We start from the raw sequence: 14834 nt of genomic DNA on the forward strand, positions 1-14834 counted from the left end.
CTATCTGACGTACTGTCGGGGTGCGGTCCAGCTCCGCCCTGATGTCGGCAAGACTCTGGGCGGCCAGCGCCTGGTGCCACGCCTGTTCCGCCCGGCGCATGGCTGCGTTGACGGCACATGCACCTGCCGACGACGGTGACAGCTCGCCGATCTTGCCGCAGCGACTGATCTCTGTGCACTGAAAGAGCTGGGTGCCTCCCTCGATGGCCTCCACCACATCCAGAAGGGTGATGGTCTCAAGGGGCCTGGCCAGCCGAAAACCCCCGCGCGGCCCGGGCACGGAGACCACGAGCTCGGCCCGGGCGAGCAGCTGTAGTTGCTTGTTGAGGTAGGAGGCCGAGAGGCCGTGGGCCTCGGCAAGCTGGCCGCTGCCTACCGGGCCACCGCCGATCATGTCCAGGTTGAGCAGCGTGTGCAGAGCCCACTCGACACCTTTAGCCATTCGCATATTACGGACATTACATGTCCAGGATCGGACCAGGTAACCGGCCCCGGTGTGGCTTCTGTCCCGTCCTGCCCGGGGCGGCACCGCGAAGAGATCTTGACACTCAATATCCAGGATATGTAGTGTCCAGGATAGGTGGTGCGGGCCCCACTGGAGGCCACCGCGGCAGGGCAGTTCCCTGCTCACGGAGCACCGGCTCATCGCTTCGGCTTCGAAAACGGAGAAGTGCATGAAGGATGTCCTGATCATCGGTGGCGGCTTCGCCGGCGTGTGGAGCGCGGCAGGAGTGGTTCGCGCCGCACGTGAGGCGGGCAGCGCCGGCGACGAACTACGGGTGACGCTCGTCAGCGGAGGCGATGACCTGGTCATCCGTCCCCGTCTGTACGAGGACGCCCCGGAAGGCATGCGGGTCGCACTGGACCGCGTCCTCGGCCCGATCGGCGTACGCCGCATAACGGCGACCGTCACGGGAATCGACACCGAAGCGCACACCGTACGCGCCGTCGGGCGCACCGGTGAGGAACTGGACCTGACCTACGACAAGTTGGTGCTGGCCACCGGCAGCCAGCTCGTGCGCCCCGACTTCCCCGGCTCGCAGGAAGTCTTCGACGTGGACACGCTTCCCGCGGCGGCCGCACTCGACAACCACCTGCGGCGGCTGCCTGAGCAGCCCCCGTCCCAGGGCCGCTACACCGCCGTCGTGGTCGGTGCCGGCTTCACCGGCCTGGAGATCGCCACCGCGCTGGGGCAACGGCTCCGCGCGATCGCCGACCGTCAGGGCGCAGTTGAGGACGTCCGGGTCGTTCTCGTCGACCGCGCCGACGTCGTCGGCCCGGAACTCGGCCCGGGCCCGCGCCCGACCATCAACGACGCGATCGACGAGCTGAAGATCGAACGACGTCTGGGACTCACCGTGGCATCCGCGACCCGCGAGGACGTCACCCTCTCGGACGGTGAAGTGATTCCCACGGCAACCGTCGTATGGACGGCCGGCATGACCGCGAGCCCCCTCACGGCCCACATCCCGGGCGAACGCGACCGGTTGGGACGGCTGAGCGTGGACGCACACCTTCAGGTGATCGGAGTACCTGACGTGTACGCGGCCGGCGACACCGCACTCGCCCCCGCAGAAGACGGGCACGACACGACACAGTCCTGCCAGCATGCCCTGCCGATGGGGAAGTTCGCCGGTCACAACGTGGCAGCCGAACTTCTGGGCAACCCCCTGCTGCCCTTCACCCCTGACCCCTACGTCACCTGCCTGGATCTCGGCCCCGCCGGCGCCGTCTTCACGAAGGGCTGGGATCGCAAGATCGCGCTGACCGGGCAGGAAGCCAAGACCCTCAAGCAGGACATCAACGGGTTGTGGATCTACCCGCCGTTGGACGATCCGGAGCAGATCCTCGCCCAGGCAGGCCGCTTCTCCAACGCCTGACAGCGGGCCGCAGCCCGACAGTCCGGCCGGCCTCGCACCGCCGGACGACGACCACCACCGAACCGCCCGGTGTGCAGGGGCTCTTTCCCTTGCGCCCTGGGCGGTTCTCATCCGCCGCCTGTCGGTGACTGCGGTGGCGTGTCCGACCGGGCGGCCGTGACCTGGGGGGCGCCTTCTGTCCCCAGCTCTGGGTGACCGCCGACGGCCGGCGGACCCGCCTCGACGACGCACTCGGGGACTCCCTCGCCGTCCTGGCCGGCGCGCCCCTTCCGCCCTCGTGCGGGCCGTGGCGGAGGGCATCGGCGCACGGGCCGTCGCCACGGACAGCCTCGGCGACGACGGCACGCTCGCCGCGTGGCTGCGTGACGGCCGGGCGGACGCCGTGCTGCTGCGCCCCGACCGCAGCGTCCTGGACACCGTCCCGGCCGGCGCCGGTTGCTTCACGGACATCGCCACCTGGGTCCCGCTGCTGTGCACGGCCCGCCGTCCCGTCCCGGACGAACAGGCCGGCGAGGCCTGCCTGACGCAGCCGGCCTACGGCTCCTCCACGCGCAGCTGCTCGATGGCTTCGAGGACGCCCTTGCGGTGGGCATGTGTGCGCTCGTAGCCCTCGATCACTGTCAGATCCAGCTGGGAGAGTGTGCCCAGTCGCTGCTGGATCTGCTCGGTGCTGAGCTGGCTGAACCCGGGAATCGGCAGGTCCTCCTCCCGCTTGACCGATCCCAGGACCTCTTCGGCAATGGGGCTGGGCTCGGCCATCTCCCTCCCCGCACCCCAGGGCCGTCGGCCACTGTGCTGGGCGACGTACAGCGCCTGGTCGAAAGCGGTCCGCATCGTATGGGCCGCCGTGTCGGCCAGAGCGGCGATGCGGTTCTCGCCCGGACCCGAGCCGTTGGTGGACGCCGCCACGGCGCGGGCGTGCTCGGCGAGGCTTGCCTCCAGTTCCTGCAGCAGCTCTTCGTCCTGGCGGCGCAGCGAGCCGAGCAGCTCGGCGGTGGACCGGGCGTCCACTTGTTCGGCGAGGACCTCCCCGGCCCGGCACGCCGCGAGCGCCCGCGCCGCGACCGCGTACTCGTCCTCCGCATTCCTCAGCAGCCGCCGCGCATCGGCCGGGCCCCCGCCGGGCAGCAACCCCCGCACGATCGACGCCCCGATCGTCAGCGGCAGCATCGCCGCGCGCACCGCGCCCCGCGAGACGGACCGGCTCAGGCCGACCGCGGTGCTCATCAACCCCCTGGGCTGCAGATCGCGTGCCTGGCGTTGAATGCGCTGGAGGCTGTAGTGGACCTCGATGCTCTGGCGTTCGAGCATCTCCCGGTGCGGGCCCGGCGGCGTGACGGTCACATCCGCCCGGAACCGGTCCAGTACTGCGGCATGCGCCTGGCGCGTATCCTCCAGCGCCGGTACAAGTTCCTCCGTTACCACTGCCATGCCGGGCTCCTGAGTGAGGAAGGGGCGGCAGTCCGCCGCACACGGGAAGCGGCTGCCCTCAGCGCCCCCACGGCCGGGCAACCGGCACCATCCTGCGGGACCCACGTCAAGATCGCCTGTCGAGGCGGGACCGGTCATGCGCGTACCGATTCCGTCCTCGGGTACCCGGGCATCACAGGAGCCCAACGAGCATCACGTTGGGAGGCAGCGGATGATCTCCGACTTGGTGTTGGTGCCCGCAGGCGAGGCGCCGCTCGCAGGCGATCTGGTCGTCCCCGGCCCGGTGCGGTCGGTGGTGGTCATCGCCGAGGGCGGCAGCAGCTCCCGGGGCAGTACACGCGACCGTACGCTCGCCGACGCGTTTCACCGGGCAGGCATGGGCACGCTCCTCCTCGATCTCCTCACCGAACTGGAGAAACGGGAGGACGCGCGCTCGGCCCGGCATCGCTTCGACGTCCAGTTCCTGGCCCGGCGGCTGGTGGCCGCCGTCGACTGGCTGGAGCAGCGGCCGGAGACCGTCGACGTCCCGGTCGGTCTGTTCGGTGCCGACACGGCCGCGTCGGCGGCTCTGCTGGCAGCTGCCGAGCGGCCACAACGAGTCCTGGCCGTGGTCACCCGAGGTGGGCGTCCGGACCTGCCGTACGAGGCGCTGCAGCGCGTCCGGGCCTCGGTGCTGTTCCTCGTCGGCGGCGAGGACGAGACCGATCTGGGGTTCAACCAGGAAGCGGCCGGAATGCTCAGCGCGCCCAGCGAGATCCGTGTCGTGCGCGGCGCAACCCATCTGTTCCACGAGCCCGGGACCCTTGAGGAGGTAGTCACTGCGGCTCGGCACTGGTTCGTCTCCCATTTGGAGAACGGACGTCGTTCAGCCTGATCCCAGCGCCACGCCCGACCGTGCGGCATGGTCGAGCCGCACGGCCGGGCGGGTGATTGCAGGTGATCTTGTTGTGGGGTGGCCCTAACCGGCCAGGGTGGGGACGTAAGGGGACAGGGCCGGAGCGAGTTGCACCCCGGGGGCCAGGCCGAGGGCGGTGAGCGCGTCGGGCAGGCCGTGTCCGAGGCGGGATGCCTCCAGGGTGCCCGGGGCGGCCAGTGGGCGGCAGCTGGCGGCGATGATCTCGAACAGGTGCCGCACCCGGCCAGGTCCGCGGGGCAGCAGCTGACCGTGGAAGTCCTCGTGGTGGGCGAGAACGAGGGCGGCGAGACCGACGACGTGGGCCGAGGCCGTGCCGGTGCCGTCGAGGGCCGTGTACCCGCCCTGCGGCGAGCATGACAGGACGGCCACACCGGGTGCGGCCGCGTCGACCCCGGGCCCGTGGCAGCTGAACGGCGCGGCGAACAACCCGTCCGGCGTCAACTGGGGGCCCACATGGGTGGCTTGGGAGGTGTCCGGCGGGAAGGTCCCGAAGGCTCCGAGCGCACCCACGGTGAACACGGTGGGCAGTGAGCCGGGGAAGCAGACCGGTCCGCCCGAGTCGCCCGCCGGGGCGACGCAGGCGATGCCCACCGCGTTGGCGTCGGCCAGTTTGCGTGAGACGAGCGCCGACGCGTACGGCGTTGCCACGGCGATGTGCGCGACGTCGACCTCGCGTTCGATGCAGTGGTCGAGGGCGGCGATCAGGTCGCTGAAGCAGCCGCCGGGCAGCACCTGACAGACCTCGATCTCGGCATCGACCGCGATACCGATGACGCCCTTGCCGGTGTCCGCCCCGGCGATGACGCCGGCCGCATGGGTACCGGTGCCCGCCGTGTCGTGGGCCCAGCCCTCCTCGGTTCCGCGGACGAGATCGATCCCGGAGCGCACCCGCTGCTTCAGATCGGGATGCTCGGCGGCGACGCCCGACCCGATGACCCCGACCTTGATCCCGAAAGCGCGGAACGTGGGAGGCAGCCGGTCCAGCCGCATGGCCTGCTGGCCCCAGCCGTACTCTTGCCTGTCCTCCAGCCCTGGGTACACCTTGGCCAGCGGTGTGAGGGTGACCAGGTTCTCCCCGGTCACCGACAGGTCCGGACGACTGATCCAGCGGTCGGTGTAGCCGCCCACGGGCCGGACGTACAGCGCCTGGACGGACTGCACCGTCTCCGTGGGCAGCGTGACGGTGACCGTACCGTCGGACCCGGTGACACCCTGGCCGGGCCATGACGACCCGATCAGGAACACGCCCGCGCCGGTCAGCGGTTCTCCGTCCGGGCCGCAGACGCGCAGCGAGATCTCCACCGGTTGTTCCAGCGGCATGACCAGTCCTGGATCACGCAGCGCGATCCCCACGGCCGGCGCGGCGGCGGGTACGGCTGCGGACAGCGGCAGGTCCGGCTCGATGTGTACGTGCAGCGTCCGCATCGCCGGCAGCTGAGCCCCGGGTGCCTCGACGACTGCGATCTCCGGGCAGGCGGGGGGCAGCCCGGCCGATCGCAGCTTCTCCGACGGCCGGAGCCTACGGGTCACCTTGACGTCGGGCATGCGCCCCAACTGGTCACACACCGCATCCATACTGAGTTCGGGCACTCCCGGTGGGAGCAGTTGCTGCGGCAGCGGTGTCACCATGTACCGCTCCCGGCGCGGCTGCACCGGGACGGACTGCGCGCCCTTCCCGGCCGGCTCCGTCTCCTTGCCCTCCGGTCCTTCGCCGGCAGCCCCCGCACCACCCCCTGGCCCGCTCGCACCGCTGTTTCCGGGCCGTTCCTTGACCATCACGTCCACCATCACCACGCTTACGTCGTAACTCGTGCTCCTGATCCGGCCGATGGGGCAGCTCCCGCTTCCACGTGACCGCTTCCACGGTGACGCGGTGCGCCCGGAACCAGTCCGGGCACACCGCGTGCGCTGCCCAGGTGTCAGCCCATACCGAACGGCTGACCCATCTGGCCGAAGCCGAAGCCGGGCTGCTGCTGGTACTGCGGGTACTGCTGGCCGAACCCACCGCCCCACTGCTGGCCCTGCATGCCCTGCTGGCCCTGCTGACTCTGCTGGAGCAGGGTCACGATCGCGGTCGGCAGTGCCTGCTGCACGGACTGCTCCACGGCGTGGCGGATGCCCGAGTGCAGCGCGCGGTGCAGCGCGAGAGCCAGGTACGGATGCGCCTGCTGGGCCAGGCCCGGCTGCTGCTGCATCTGCTGCTGGATCTGCTGGATCTGCTGGAACGTCTGCTGCACCTGCTGCGCGACCTGCTGGGCCGTCTGCTGACACGCCTGCTGGATGGACTGCTGGACCACCTGGGCGATCTGCTGCGGACCACCCAGCTGCTGACCGCCGAGCTGCTGGAGGGGTTGAGTACCGGTCATCACCGACATGAATTCTCCTTGCGGGTGCCACGGAGGGAAAGTCGACATAGGTGTTATGTCGGCTTTGTCGGAATAATCCGACGACCTGAACCTAGGGGCGTGTCGACCGGGCCGCAAGCCGAGGAGTTGGCCTGGCTGCTTCAACTCGTGCCGTCCAGTCGGGACATGGTCGACGCGGACCGGGAGGGGCGGCCGGTGCGATCGGTGACCCGGACGACTTGATTCGACGTACCTCTATGTTGACGTCTGTCGATTCAAGGCGCAGTCTTGTTTCTATGGATGTCGATCCAGTGAGGAGTGCTGCCATGACCGAGCAGACGCCCGAAGAGGTACGGGAAGCCGTCCGCGTGGGCTACGCCGCTGCCGCCGTGAAGGTGCTCGAGGGCGGTGCCGCGTCGGGCGGGCCGCAGAGCGGCGGGGACTGCTGCGGTCCGCAGGCGGTCGAGATCGCCGAGGGCTTCGGGGCCGGCCGCTACGGAGCCGAGGACCGCGACGGACTCCCGGCCGAGGCGGTCGCGGCCTCCCTGGGCTGCGGCAACCCGCTCGCGGTGGCGGAACTGCGCGAGGGGGAACGCGTGCTGGACCTCGGCTCCGGCGGCGGCATCGACGTGCTGCTGTCCGCGCGCCGGGTCGGGCCGCACGGCAGGGCGTACGGGCTGGACATGACCGACGAGATGCTCGCCCTCGCCCGGGCGAACGCACAGAAGGCCCGCGCGACGAACGTGGAGTTCCTCAAGGGCACCATGGAGTCCGTGCCGCTGCCCGCGCACAGCGTCGACGTCGTCATCTCCAACTGCGTGATCAACCTGTCGGTGGACAAGCCCGCCGTCTTCGCCGAGATGTTCCGCGTTCTGGGCCCCGGCGGGCGCGTCGGTGTGACGGACGTCGTGGCCGAGGATCACCTCACCCCCGACCAGCGCGCCGAGCGCGGCGCATACGTCGGCTGCATCGCGGGCGCCCTGTCCTTCGCCGAGTACCGGCAGGGGCTTGAGGATGCAGGGTTCACCGACGTCGAGATCACGTCGACGCATCAGGTCACGGACGGAATGCACTCGGCGATCGTCCGTGCCGTCAAGGATTGCCGCTATTCGCCGACGACTCGCAGGTTGTAAGTGGCTTTGAGGTCGGGAATCCAGTCGTCGAAGAAACGGATTCCGTGCGGCTCGCCGAGGTGATTCAGTTCGTCGAGCCCGACCGGCCCCTGTCGCAACCGTTCTTCGAAGTCGATGAAGAAAAGCTCGAATCCACCTGGCGTGTACAGTTCGACAATCCGCGCCGACTCGGGCCCCGCGTTCCACATGGTGTGGGGGATTCGGCGAGGCTTCAACACCCAGCACCCGTCTGTCGCCCTGACAACCTCGTCGTCGACCCGGACATGCATTTCCCCTTCGAGTACGTAGAGCCAGACATCGTTCTCGTGAACGTGCGGCGGGAGAAGAAGTCCAGGCTCGAACGGCTGCTCTATGATCGAGATGGCCCCGTTGGTCTCCTCGCCATAAAGCTTGATGACGACACCATTGGTACTGTCACCTTCATCCCTGGCGACCAGCGTCTTGCCCATGATTCGTCCACGCATAGCGCACCTCGCCCATTGTGGCGGAGGCCGTTTCCTGTTTCACCGGGGTGATGACCCCCGGAGTCGGCACCGCCATGACCCATGGTCCTCCACCGGCCCGCACGACCGGAAACGTCCGCAGGCACGCGCGGTGCTTTGCACCTACGGTGGTCCGAGAGGGGCCGGTGAGCCGAACCGGTCATGTGGAGGAGGCTGCGATGGAGGAGCACTTCGTCTGGGTGACGACGCGCCGCGTCCGGCCGGGCACCCTGGAGGAGTTCGAGCGGGCATGGCGCCCGCCCTCCTCCCCGCAGGGGCTGCGCCGCGCCTTCGCGTACTGGTCCGAGGACGGACAGGAGATCACCGGGGTGTCGTTCTGGGACTCCAAGGAGGCATGCGACGCCTGGCGGGCCTCCGAGCCGGAGAAGCAGCGGCGAGAGGCCATGGCCCCCTACGTCGTCGGGGAGCGGGAAGGCTTCTACCGCGGCCGCGAACTGGCCATCCCCCAGCGGTAGTCAACAGGAACGGCCTGCGTGTCGACGCTCCGGTGGGGGAGTTCGTGCCTGTGGTGCCGGACGCCGTGGGAGCGGACCACTTCGTCCATGGCTCGGAACAGGACGAGTTCCATGGCCTCGGGCGCAGTCAGGGTGCCGCTGCCATCGGGCGGGCGGAGCCAGCGGAGGTCTCCCCACCGGCAGTGCGGGGCAGGGGCGGCGATCCAGCCGCCTCTTGCGACATAGCGCGTGCCCTGGCCGACCCAGGTGGACACGGGGTCGGGTGGCAGGAGGAAACCGACTTGCTGTCGCCTTTCGTCCAGGAGAACAGGGCCGGGGACGAGGCGAGGAATGCCCTCGAGGCAGTCGGCGGCGCGCAGCCCGAGGCAGGCGGGGACGATCAGTACGTCCCAGAAGCGTCCGGCGGCCAGAAGGTGGACTCCGGTGCTGCCGTGCTGCCAGTCCTTCTTGCAGGCCCGGGGGTCCTGTGCGGCTGCGGCCAGCCATTCCATCGCGTTCGTCCACTGTGCCAGTGCCATGAACAAACCTCCTGCGTGGTGTCGGGCCTTGGTGCCCGGCAGGCCAAAGGTTGTCTGTGTTGTCGTTGGCGCCTTGCTTCCGTAGGTGGGTGGTTCGTGTCCCTAAGTGCTACGGGGCGTACGACGGTACGGCCATATGGCAGGGGCGCTGTTCACCGGATATGGCGAGCGCCAGCGCACCGAGGGCGCAGATATATGCAGACGAGCGCCCTTGTGTGCTTCGGTGCGGCGGTTGATCACCGGGCGCGCTGCAATCCGTGCCTGTGCAGCAGGCACGCCGTGCACCGGCTCCCGTCGAGGAGCCGGTGCACGGCGTCGGTGTGGGATGGTCAGCCGTGGCGTCGAGCGCAGCGGCTCATGACGCGAGTTCCTTGCAGATGCGGTCCAGCATGAACGCCGAGGATTCGCGGGCCCGTTCCTCCCAGGCGAAGACACAGGCCGTGGCGACGCCGTCGAAGTCCAGTTCGCGCAGGGTGCCGAAGAAGGCGTCCCAGTCCACCTCGCCCTGACCGATGTCGAGGTGCTGGTGGATGCGGGCGGTGGTGCCCGGCGGGTTGAGGATGTAGCGCAGTCCGGAGGATCCCTTGTGGTTGAAGGAGTCCGCGATGTGCACGTGCTGGAGCTTGTCGCCCGCGTAGCGCATCATCGCCGCGATGTCCGCCTTCGGGTCTGACCCGGACAGGTGGAAGGAGTGCGGGGCACAGTAGAGGTAGTTCACCCACGGCTTGTCGATGGCGCGGACCAGGTCGACCGCGGGGGAGTTCTCCTCGCAGAAGTCGTCCGGGTGCGCCTCCAGGTTGAGGGCGATGCCCTCCCGCTCGAAGACCGGCAGCAGCTCCTCCATCGAGCGCCAGAACGCCGCCTCGCTCTCGGCGGCGCGCTCGGGGCGGCCGTTGAACTCCGAGTTCATCAGCGGGCATTCGAGCTCGGCCGTGATCTCGATCATCCGCTTCCAGTAGCGGACGGCGGCCTGCCGCTCGGTCTCGTCCGGCGAGGACCACTTGTACAGAGGCAGTACGGAGGAGAGTTGCACGCCGTGCGTGCGCAGGGAGTTCTTCAGTTGCGTGACGCGTGCGTCGTCCGCCCGGGGGTGCAGGAAGAACGGCATGAAGTCGTCACGCGGCGACAACTCGATGTACTCGTAGCCGAGTTCGGCGACCGTGCGCACCATGTCGTCCAGGGGAAGTGCGCGGAACATGTACGGGTCGAGGGCGATCTTCATGCCGTGCCTCCGTAGAGCGCGGGCCGGGGCTTCATGTCGACGGTGACGACCTGGCTGTCCGTCTCCAGGGAGCGCACGGCTGCGTCGGTGATGACGGTGGCGGCGTAGCCGTCCCAGGCCGACGGACCCGTGGGTTCGGTGCCGGCCTCTACCGAGGCGGTCCACTCACGGAACTCCGTGTCGAAGGCGTCCACGAACCGGCCCTTCCAGTCCTGGAGTACGGCGGTGCCGTGCCGCCCTGCGGTACGGATGCCGACGGCTGCCGGGTCGGGCAGGCGGACCAGGCCGTCCTCGCCCACGGTTTCGCACTGGATGTCGTAGCCGTACTGGCAGTTGACGAAGACCTCGAGGTCGATGCGGACGCCGTTCGCGGTCTCGAAGAGCATGATCTGCGGATCCTTCAGGTGCGCGAACCGCTTGCTCGTGGCGCGCGGGGTGATCACCTGGGCGGAGACGATCTCGTCGTCGAGCAGCCAGCGCAGTACGTCGATCTCGTGGACGGCCGTGTCCTGGGCGGCCATCGCGGAGGTGTAGGAGTCCGGCACGGTCGGGTTGCGGTGTGCGCAGTGCACGATCAGCGGCGTGCCCACGGAGCCGGTGGCCAGCACCTCCTTCATCTGGCGGTATCCCGCGTCGAAGCGGCGCATGAAGCCGACCTGGACCAGGCGGCGGCCGTGCGCCCGCTCGGCCTCGACGATGCGCAGACAGTCCTCGGCGGTCGTCGCGAGCGGCTTCTCGCAGAACACCGGCTTGCCGGCCGCGATGGCGTTCAGGACGTGTTCGGCGTGCGTGGGGCCCCAGGAGGTGACGAGGACGGCGTCCACCTCGGGGGAGTTGATCAGATCGGTGCCGGTCGGCACGGCGGCGGCGCCGATGCGGGCGGCGACCTCCGCCGCGCGGGCGGCGTCGAGGTCCGTCACCGCGGTGACGCGAGCCCCCGTGATGACGTCGGTGAGCCGCCGTATGTGGTCCTGGCCGATCATTCCGGTGCCGATGACACCTACACGTACAGTCATGAGGAGAGTTCCTTGAGGGGAGTTCAGGAGAAACGGGCCCGGAGTTCCGCTTCGAGGTTCTCGAGGCTGCGGCCCTTGGTCTCGGGGACGTAGAGCTTCACGAAGGTGAGGGAGAAGAGCCCCGCGACGACGAAGAGGAAGAAGGTGTTGGAGATCCCGATCGCGGAGACCAGCGACGGGAAGACCAGGCCGATCACGAAGTTGGTCAGCCACAGCACCACGGCCGCGACGCCCATGCCGAAGCCGCGCATCCGCATCGGGAAGATCTCCGACAGCATCAGCCAGGTCACCGGCGAGATCGCGCCCTGCTGGAAGGCGAGGAAGGTGACGGTCATGGCGAGCACGGCGTACGCACGGCCCGTGCCCTCGGGAAGAGTGAGAGAGAAGATGCCGATGAGCAACAGGGCGCTGGTGGTACCGATCTGACCGGCCATCAGCATCGGACGACGGTTGACGCGGCTCAGCAGCCAGATCCCGACGAAGGTGGCCAGCACCGAGATCACACCGTTGGCGATGTTGGCGGTCAGGGCGCTGTCCGACGTGAAGCCGGCGTCGGTGAGAATCTGGGTGCCGTAGTACATGATCGTGTTGACGCCGGTGATCTGCTGCACGATCGCGATACCGAAGCCGACGAACATCAGCCTGCGCACCCAGGGCACGGCCCTCATGTCCTTCCAGCCGCCGAGCTTCTTCCGCTCGTCCTTGACGGCGAGCGCGGACACCTCGCTCAGCTCGGCCTGCGCCCGTGCCTCGGACCTGACCTGCTTGAGTACCTCGAAGGCCTCGCCGAAGCGGCTCTTGGAGGCCAGCCAGCGAGGGCTCTCCGGCATGACCAGCATGCCGAACCAGAGCACGACGGCCGGAAGCGTCGCGACCACCAGCATCCAACGCCAGACACCGCCGGACTCGCCGCCGACCCGAGCGATGATCGCGTTGGACGTGAAGGCCAGCAACTGCCCACTGACGATCATGAGTTCGTTACGGGTGACCAGCGCGCCGCGCCGCTCGGCGGGGGAGACCTCCGCGAGGTACACGGGCACGGTCACCGAGGCGCCGCCGACCGCGAGGCCGAGCACGAAACGTGCGACGATCATGACTTCCGTCGTCGGCGCGAGGGTGCATCCGAGGGCGCCGACGAAGAACAGCACCGCAAGGGCGAGGATGGTGCGGCGCCTGCCGCGCTGGTCCGACATCCGGCCGCCCGCGACGGCTCCGAGGGCGGCGCCCAGCAGCAGTGAGCTGGTGACCATGCCCTCGGTGACCGCGGTGAGACCGAGGTCGTCGGTCATGTACGGCAGGGCGCCGTTGATGACGCCGGTGTCGTAGCCGAAGAGGAGCCCGCCGAAGGTGGCGATGACCGTGATGAGCCGCAGCCTCCGGGAGACCGCCGGCGGAGCGTCGTCCGTCACTGCGGCAGGTGCCGTGATCGCGTCGTCCCTGACGTCCATGGCAGCCCCCTTACCGGTTGGTGGTCGGGCGTCGGGTTCCGGTGAGGCCGCAGCCGGCCAGGTGCTCACGGGTGCGTACGGCGATGGGCAGCGGTACGTCGGGAGCGCACGGGTACAGGTCCTGCTCGACGATCACGAACAACTCGGCGTCGAGTTCGGCCACCACGTCGGCCGGGTTCGGCACGCCGGCCGGGGGCGACACGCACACGCCGCGCTTGACGGCCTCGCCGAAGGAGAGGTTCTCGGCGGCGACCTGGGCGAGGACGGCCGGGTCCATCTGCTTGATGTGGACGTAGCCCACGCGCTCGCCGAAGCGACGGATCAGGTCGAGGTTGTCGCCGCCACCGTACGCAACGTGCCCGGTGTCCAGGCACAGGTTCGTGTAGCGGCTGTCGGACTCGTTCAGCAGCCGCTCGATCTCCGGCTGGGTCTGGATGTGGCTGTCGGCGTGCGGGTGGACGACGAGGCGTACGTCGTACTCGTCGAGCAGCAGCCTGCCGAGCCGGTCGGCGGCGTGGCCGAAGCCCGCCCACTGTTCGGCGGTCAGCTCGGGCGGCTCGGTGAACGCGCCGGTCTTCTCGTCCCGGTACATCGGCGGGATGAGGACCAGGTGGTGCGCGCCCGCGGCGGCGGTCAGCGCGGCGACCTGCCGGACGTGGGCGAGCATGTCGTCCCAGGCTTCCGGGCGGTGCAGTGCACCGAACGCGGTGCCGCCGGAGACCTTCAGCCCGCGGGCGTCCAGCTCTTCCTTCAGGCGCTGCGGTTCGGTGGGGAGATAGCCGTACGGTCCCAGTTCGAGCCACTGGTAGCCGGCCTCGGCCAGTTCGTCGAGGAAGCGGGTGTACGGGACCTGGTGCTCGTCCTCGGGGAACCAGATCCCCCAGGAGTCGGGGGCGGAGCCGAGGCACAGGTTGCCCACGGTGGTGCGGAGCGGGGATGGCGCCGTTGCCATGGTGTGTGTCCTTCGGGGAGAGGGAGGTTTCAGCTGGAGGTGGGGAAGGTGAAGCCGGCGGTCACCTGCTGCTCGGTCTGGGGCCAGCGGGTGGTGACGACCTTGGGGCGGGTGTAGAAGCGGATGCCTTCGGGGCCGTGGATGGGGGAGTCGCCGATGAGGGAGTCCTTCCAGCCGCCGAAGGAGTAGTAGGACATCGGCACGGGCACCGGCACGTTGACGCCGATCATGCCGACGTTGACCTTGCGCTGGAAGCGGCGCGCGGCCTCGCCGGAGGCGGTGAACAGGGCGGTTCCGTTGCCGTAGGGGTTGGCGTTGATGAGGTCGACGGCCTCGTCGAGGGTGTCGACGCGGACGACGGCGAGGACGGGGCCGAACAGTTCTTCCTGGTAGGCGTCCATCTCGGTGGTGGCGTGGTCCAGGAGGGAGGGGCCGGTGAAGAAGCCGTCCTCGTGGCCGTCGATCTTCAGTCCGCGGCCGTCGACGACGACGGTGGCGCCCTGCGTGGCAGCGGTGCCGACCGCGTTCTCGACGCGTTCCTGGGCGGCCTTGGTGACCAGCGGCCCCATCTCGGTGCCGGGGGTGTCACCGGGGCCGACCTTCACTTCGCGGGCCTTGCGGGCCAGCACCTCGACCAGCCCGTCGGCCGCGTCACCTACGGCGACCGCGACGGAGACGGCCATGCAGCGCTCGCCTGCGGAGCCGTAGGCGCCTGCGGTGATGTGGTTGGCGGCGAACTCCAGGTCGGCGTCGGGCAGGACGACGGCGTGGTTCTTGGCGCCGCCGAGGGCCTGGACGCGCTTGCCGTGCGCGGTGGCCTGCTGGTGGACGTACTTGGCGATCGGGGTGGAGCCGACGAAGGAGACGGCCTGGATGCCGGGGTGGGTGAGGAGGGCGTCGACGGCGGGCTTGCCGCCGTGGACGACGTTGAAGACGCCGTCGGGCAGGCCGGCCTGCTGGTAGAGCTCGGCGACGTAGTTGGCGGCGGAGGGGTCGCGTTCGCTGGGCTTGAGGA

Annotated in this window: 16 protein-coding genes; 5 read left to right on the top strand and 11 right to left on the bottom strand. The window is 69.3% G+C overall.

Annotated features, from left to right (window positions below; all coding sequences use genetic code 11):
- A partial coding sequence (locus StrepF001_RS39925) for an Rrf2 family transcriptional regulator (RefSeq protein WP_129802998.1) occupies nucleotides 1-442 on the bottom strand: 442 nt, incomplete at its 3' end.
- A 232-nt stretch (nucleotides 443-674) separates the two neighbouring features.
- On the opposite strand from StrepF001_RS39925, the gene StrepF001_RS39930 reads away from it, so the two are divergent.
- Both StrepF001_RS39930 and StrepF001_RS39935 read left to right on the top strand, forming a co-directional pair.
- Nucleotides 675-1880, top strand: coding sequence for an FAD-dependent oxidoreductase (locus StrepF001_RS39930; RefSeq protein ID WP_129802999.1), 1206 nt, complete (start codon nucleotides 675-677; stop codon nucleotides 1878-1880).
- Nucleotides 1881-2166: 286 nt separating this feature from the next.
- Nucleotides 2167-2487 (top strand): hypothetical protein, encoded by a 321-nt coding sequence (locus StrepF001_RS39935; protein ID WP_129803000.1) that lies wholly within the window; start codon nucleotides 2167-2169, stop codon nucleotides 2485-2487.
- On the opposite strand, the gene StrepF001_RS39940 is transcribed toward StrepF001_RS39935, so the two are convergent.
- Complete coding sequence (locus tag StrepF001_RS39940; RefSeq protein WP_206307105.1) at nucleotides 2415-3311, bottom strand: hypothetical protein; 897 nt, start codon at nucleotides 3309-3311, stop codon at nucleotides 2415-2417. The genes StrepF001_RS39935 and StrepF001_RS39940 overlap by 73 nt on opposite strands.
- 211 nt (nucleotides 3312-3522) lie before the next feature.
- On the opposite strand from StrepF001_RS39940, the gene StrepF001_RS39945 reads away from it, so the two are divergent.
- A complete protein-coding gene (locus StrepF001_RS39945) occupies nucleotides 3523-4185 on the top strand; it encodes a dienelactone hydrolase family protein (protein WP_129803001.1) in 663 nt (220 codons plus the stop codon).
- Between the two features lie 84 nt (nucleotides 4186-4269).
- On the opposite strand, the gene StrepF001_RS39950 is transcribed toward StrepF001_RS39945, so the two are convergent.
- Nucleotides 4270-6015: a S8 family serine peptidase gene (locus tag StrepF001_RS39950; RefSeq protein WP_240797915.1), complete on the bottom strand. Its 1746-nt coding sequence runs from the start codon at nucleotides 6013-6015 to the stop codon at nucleotides 4270-4272.
- Nucleotides 6016-6146: 131 nt separating this feature from the next.
- Entirely contained in the window at nucleotides 6147-6593 is a 447-nt protein-coding gene (locus StrepF001_RS39955) for a hypothetical protein (protein ID WP_129803003.1), read from the bottom strand.
- Nucleotides 6594-6898: 305 nt separating this feature from the next.
- Here StrepF001_RS39955 and arsM point away from each other — a divergent pair, with 305 nt between their 5' ends.
- Nucleotides 6899-7705: an arsenite methyltransferase gene (gene arsM, locus StrepF001_RS39960; protein WP_129803004.1), complete on the top strand. Its 807-nt coding sequence runs from the start codon at nucleotides 6899-6901 to the stop codon at nucleotides 7703-7705.
- Here arsM and StrepF001_RS39965 read toward each other — a convergent pair.
- The gene (locus StrepF001_RS39965) at nucleotides 7678-8154 is read right to left on the bottom strand and encodes a cupin domain-containing protein (protein ID WP_165396527.1); all 477 of its coding nucleotides are present in this window, start codon (nucleotides 8152-8154) and stop codon (nucleotides 7678-7680) included. The genes arsM and StrepF001_RS39965 overlap by 28 nt on opposite strands.
- Before the next feature lie 212 nt (nucleotides 8155-8366).
- Here StrepF001_RS39965 and StrepF001_RS39970 point away from each other — a divergent pair, with 212 nt between their 5' ends.
- On the top strand, nucleotides 8367-8663 hold the full coding sequence (locus StrepF001_RS39970) for an antibiotic biosynthesis monooxygenase (RefSeq protein ID WP_129803006.1): 297 nt from the start codon (nucleotides 8367-8369) through the stop codon (nucleotides 8661-8663).
- On the opposite strand, the gene StrepF001_RS39975 is transcribed toward StrepF001_RS39970, so the two are convergent.
- From StrepF001_RS39975 to mmsA, 6 genes are all read right to left on the bottom strand, one after another.
- Nucleotides 8627-9181: a hypothetical protein gene (locus StrepF001_RS39975; protein ID WP_206307106.1), complete on the bottom strand. Its 555-nt coding sequence runs from the start codon at nucleotides 9179-9181 to the stop codon at nucleotides 8627-8629. The genes StrepF001_RS39970 and StrepF001_RS39975 overlap by 37 nt on opposite strands.
- Before the next feature lie 355 nt (nucleotides 9182-9536).
- Nucleotides 9537-10403: a sugar phosphate isomerase/epimerase gene (locus StrepF001_RS39980; RefSeq protein ID WP_129803007.1), complete on the bottom strand. Its 867-nt coding sequence runs from the start codon at nucleotides 10401-10403 to the stop codon at nucleotides 9537-9539.
- Nucleotides 10400-11419, bottom strand: coding sequence for a Gfo/Idh/MocA family oxidoreductase (locus tag StrepF001_RS39985; RefSeq protein WP_129803008.1), 1020 nt, complete (start codon nucleotides 11417-11419; stop codon nucleotides 10400-10402). The genes StrepF001_RS39980 and StrepF001_RS39985 overlap by 4 nt, the downstream gene beginning before the upstream one ends.
- 23 nt (nucleotides 11420-11442) lie before the next feature.
- Nucleotides 11443-12867, bottom strand: coding sequence for a sugar porter family MFS transporter (locus tag StrepF001_RS39990; protein WP_129803009.1), 1425 nt, complete (start codon nucleotides 12865-12867; stop codon nucleotides 11443-11445).
- Between the two features lie 10 nt (nucleotides 12868-12877).
- Nucleotides 12878-13819: a TIM barrel protein gene (locus StrepF001_RS39995; protein ID WP_129803010.1), complete on the bottom strand. Its 942-nt coding sequence runs from the start codon at nucleotides 13817-13819 to the stop codon at nucleotides 12878-12880.
- A 29-nt stretch (nucleotides 13820-13848) separates the two neighbouring features.
- The coding region (gene mmsA, locus StrepF001_RS40000) for a CoA-acylating methylmalonate-semialdehyde dehydrogenase (protein ID WP_129803011.1) at nucleotides 13849-14834 on the bottom strand (986 nt) is incomplete at its 5' end.

The sequence above is a fragment of the Streptomyces sp. F001 genome (assembly GCF_004187715.1).
Taxonomy (GTDB): Bacteria; Actinomycetota; Actinomycetes; order Streptomycetales; family Streptomycetaceae; genus Streptomyces; species Streptomyces flavusporus.

What these genes read in the sequence shown, in the direction of transcription:
- StrepF001_RS39930 (WP_129802999.1), top strand. Translation starts at nt 675, where the DNA reads ATGAAGGATGTCCTGATCATCGGTGGCGGCTTCGCCGGCGTGTGGAGC.
- StrepF001_RS39940 (WP_206307105.1), bottom strand. Translation starts at nt 3,311, where the DNA reads ATGGCAGTGGTAACGGAGGAACTTGTACCGGCGCTGGAGGATACGCGC.
- StrepF001_RS39945 (WP_129803001.1), top strand. Translation starts at nt 3,523, where the DNA reads ATGATCTCCGACTTGGTGTTGGTGCCCGCAGGCGAGGCGCCGCTCGCA.
- StrepF001_RS39950 (WP_240797915.1), bottom strand. Translation starts at nt 6,015, where the DNA reads ATGGTGGACGTGATGGTCAAGGAACGGCCCGGAAACAGCGGTGCGAGC.
- StrepF001_RS39955 (WP_129803003.1), bottom strand. Translation starts at nt 6,593, where the DNA reads ATGACCGGTACTCAACCCCTCCAGCAGCTCGGCGGTCAGCAGCTGGGT.
- arsM (WP_129803004.1), top strand. Translation starts at nt 6,899, where the DNA reads ATGACCGAGCAGACGCCCGAAGAGGTACGGGAAGCCGTCCGCGTGGGC.
- StrepF001_RS39965 (WP_165396527.1), bottom strand. Translation starts at nt 8,154, where the DNA reads ATGGGCAAGACGCTGGTCGCCAGGGATGAAGGTGACAGTACCAATGGT.
- StrepF001_RS39970 (WP_129803006.1), top strand. Translation starts at nt 8,367, where the DNA reads ATGGAGGAGCACTTCGTCTGGGTGACGACGCGCCGCGTCCGGCCGGGC.
- StrepF001_RS39975 (WP_206307106.1), bottom strand. Translation starts at nt 9,181, where the DNA reads ATGGCACTGGCACAGTGGACGAACGCGATGGAATGGCTGGCCGCAGCC.
- StrepF001_RS39980 (WP_129803007.1), bottom strand. Translation starts at nt 10,403, where the DNA reads ATGAAGATCGCCCTCGACCCGTACATGTTCCGCGCACTTCCCCTGGAC.
- StrepF001_RS39985 (WP_129803008.1), bottom strand. Translation starts at nt 11,419, where the DNA reads ATGACTGTACGTGTAGGTGTCATCGGCACCGGAATGATCGGCCAGGAC.
- StrepF001_RS39990 (WP_129803009.1), bottom strand. Translation starts at nt 12,867, where the DNA reads ATGGACGTCAGGGACGACGCGATCACGGCACCTGCCGCAGTGACGGAC.
- StrepF001_RS39995 (WP_129803010.1), bottom strand. Translation starts at nt 13,819, where the DNA reads ATGGCAACGGCGCCATCCCCGCTCCGCACCACCGTGGGCAACCTGTGC.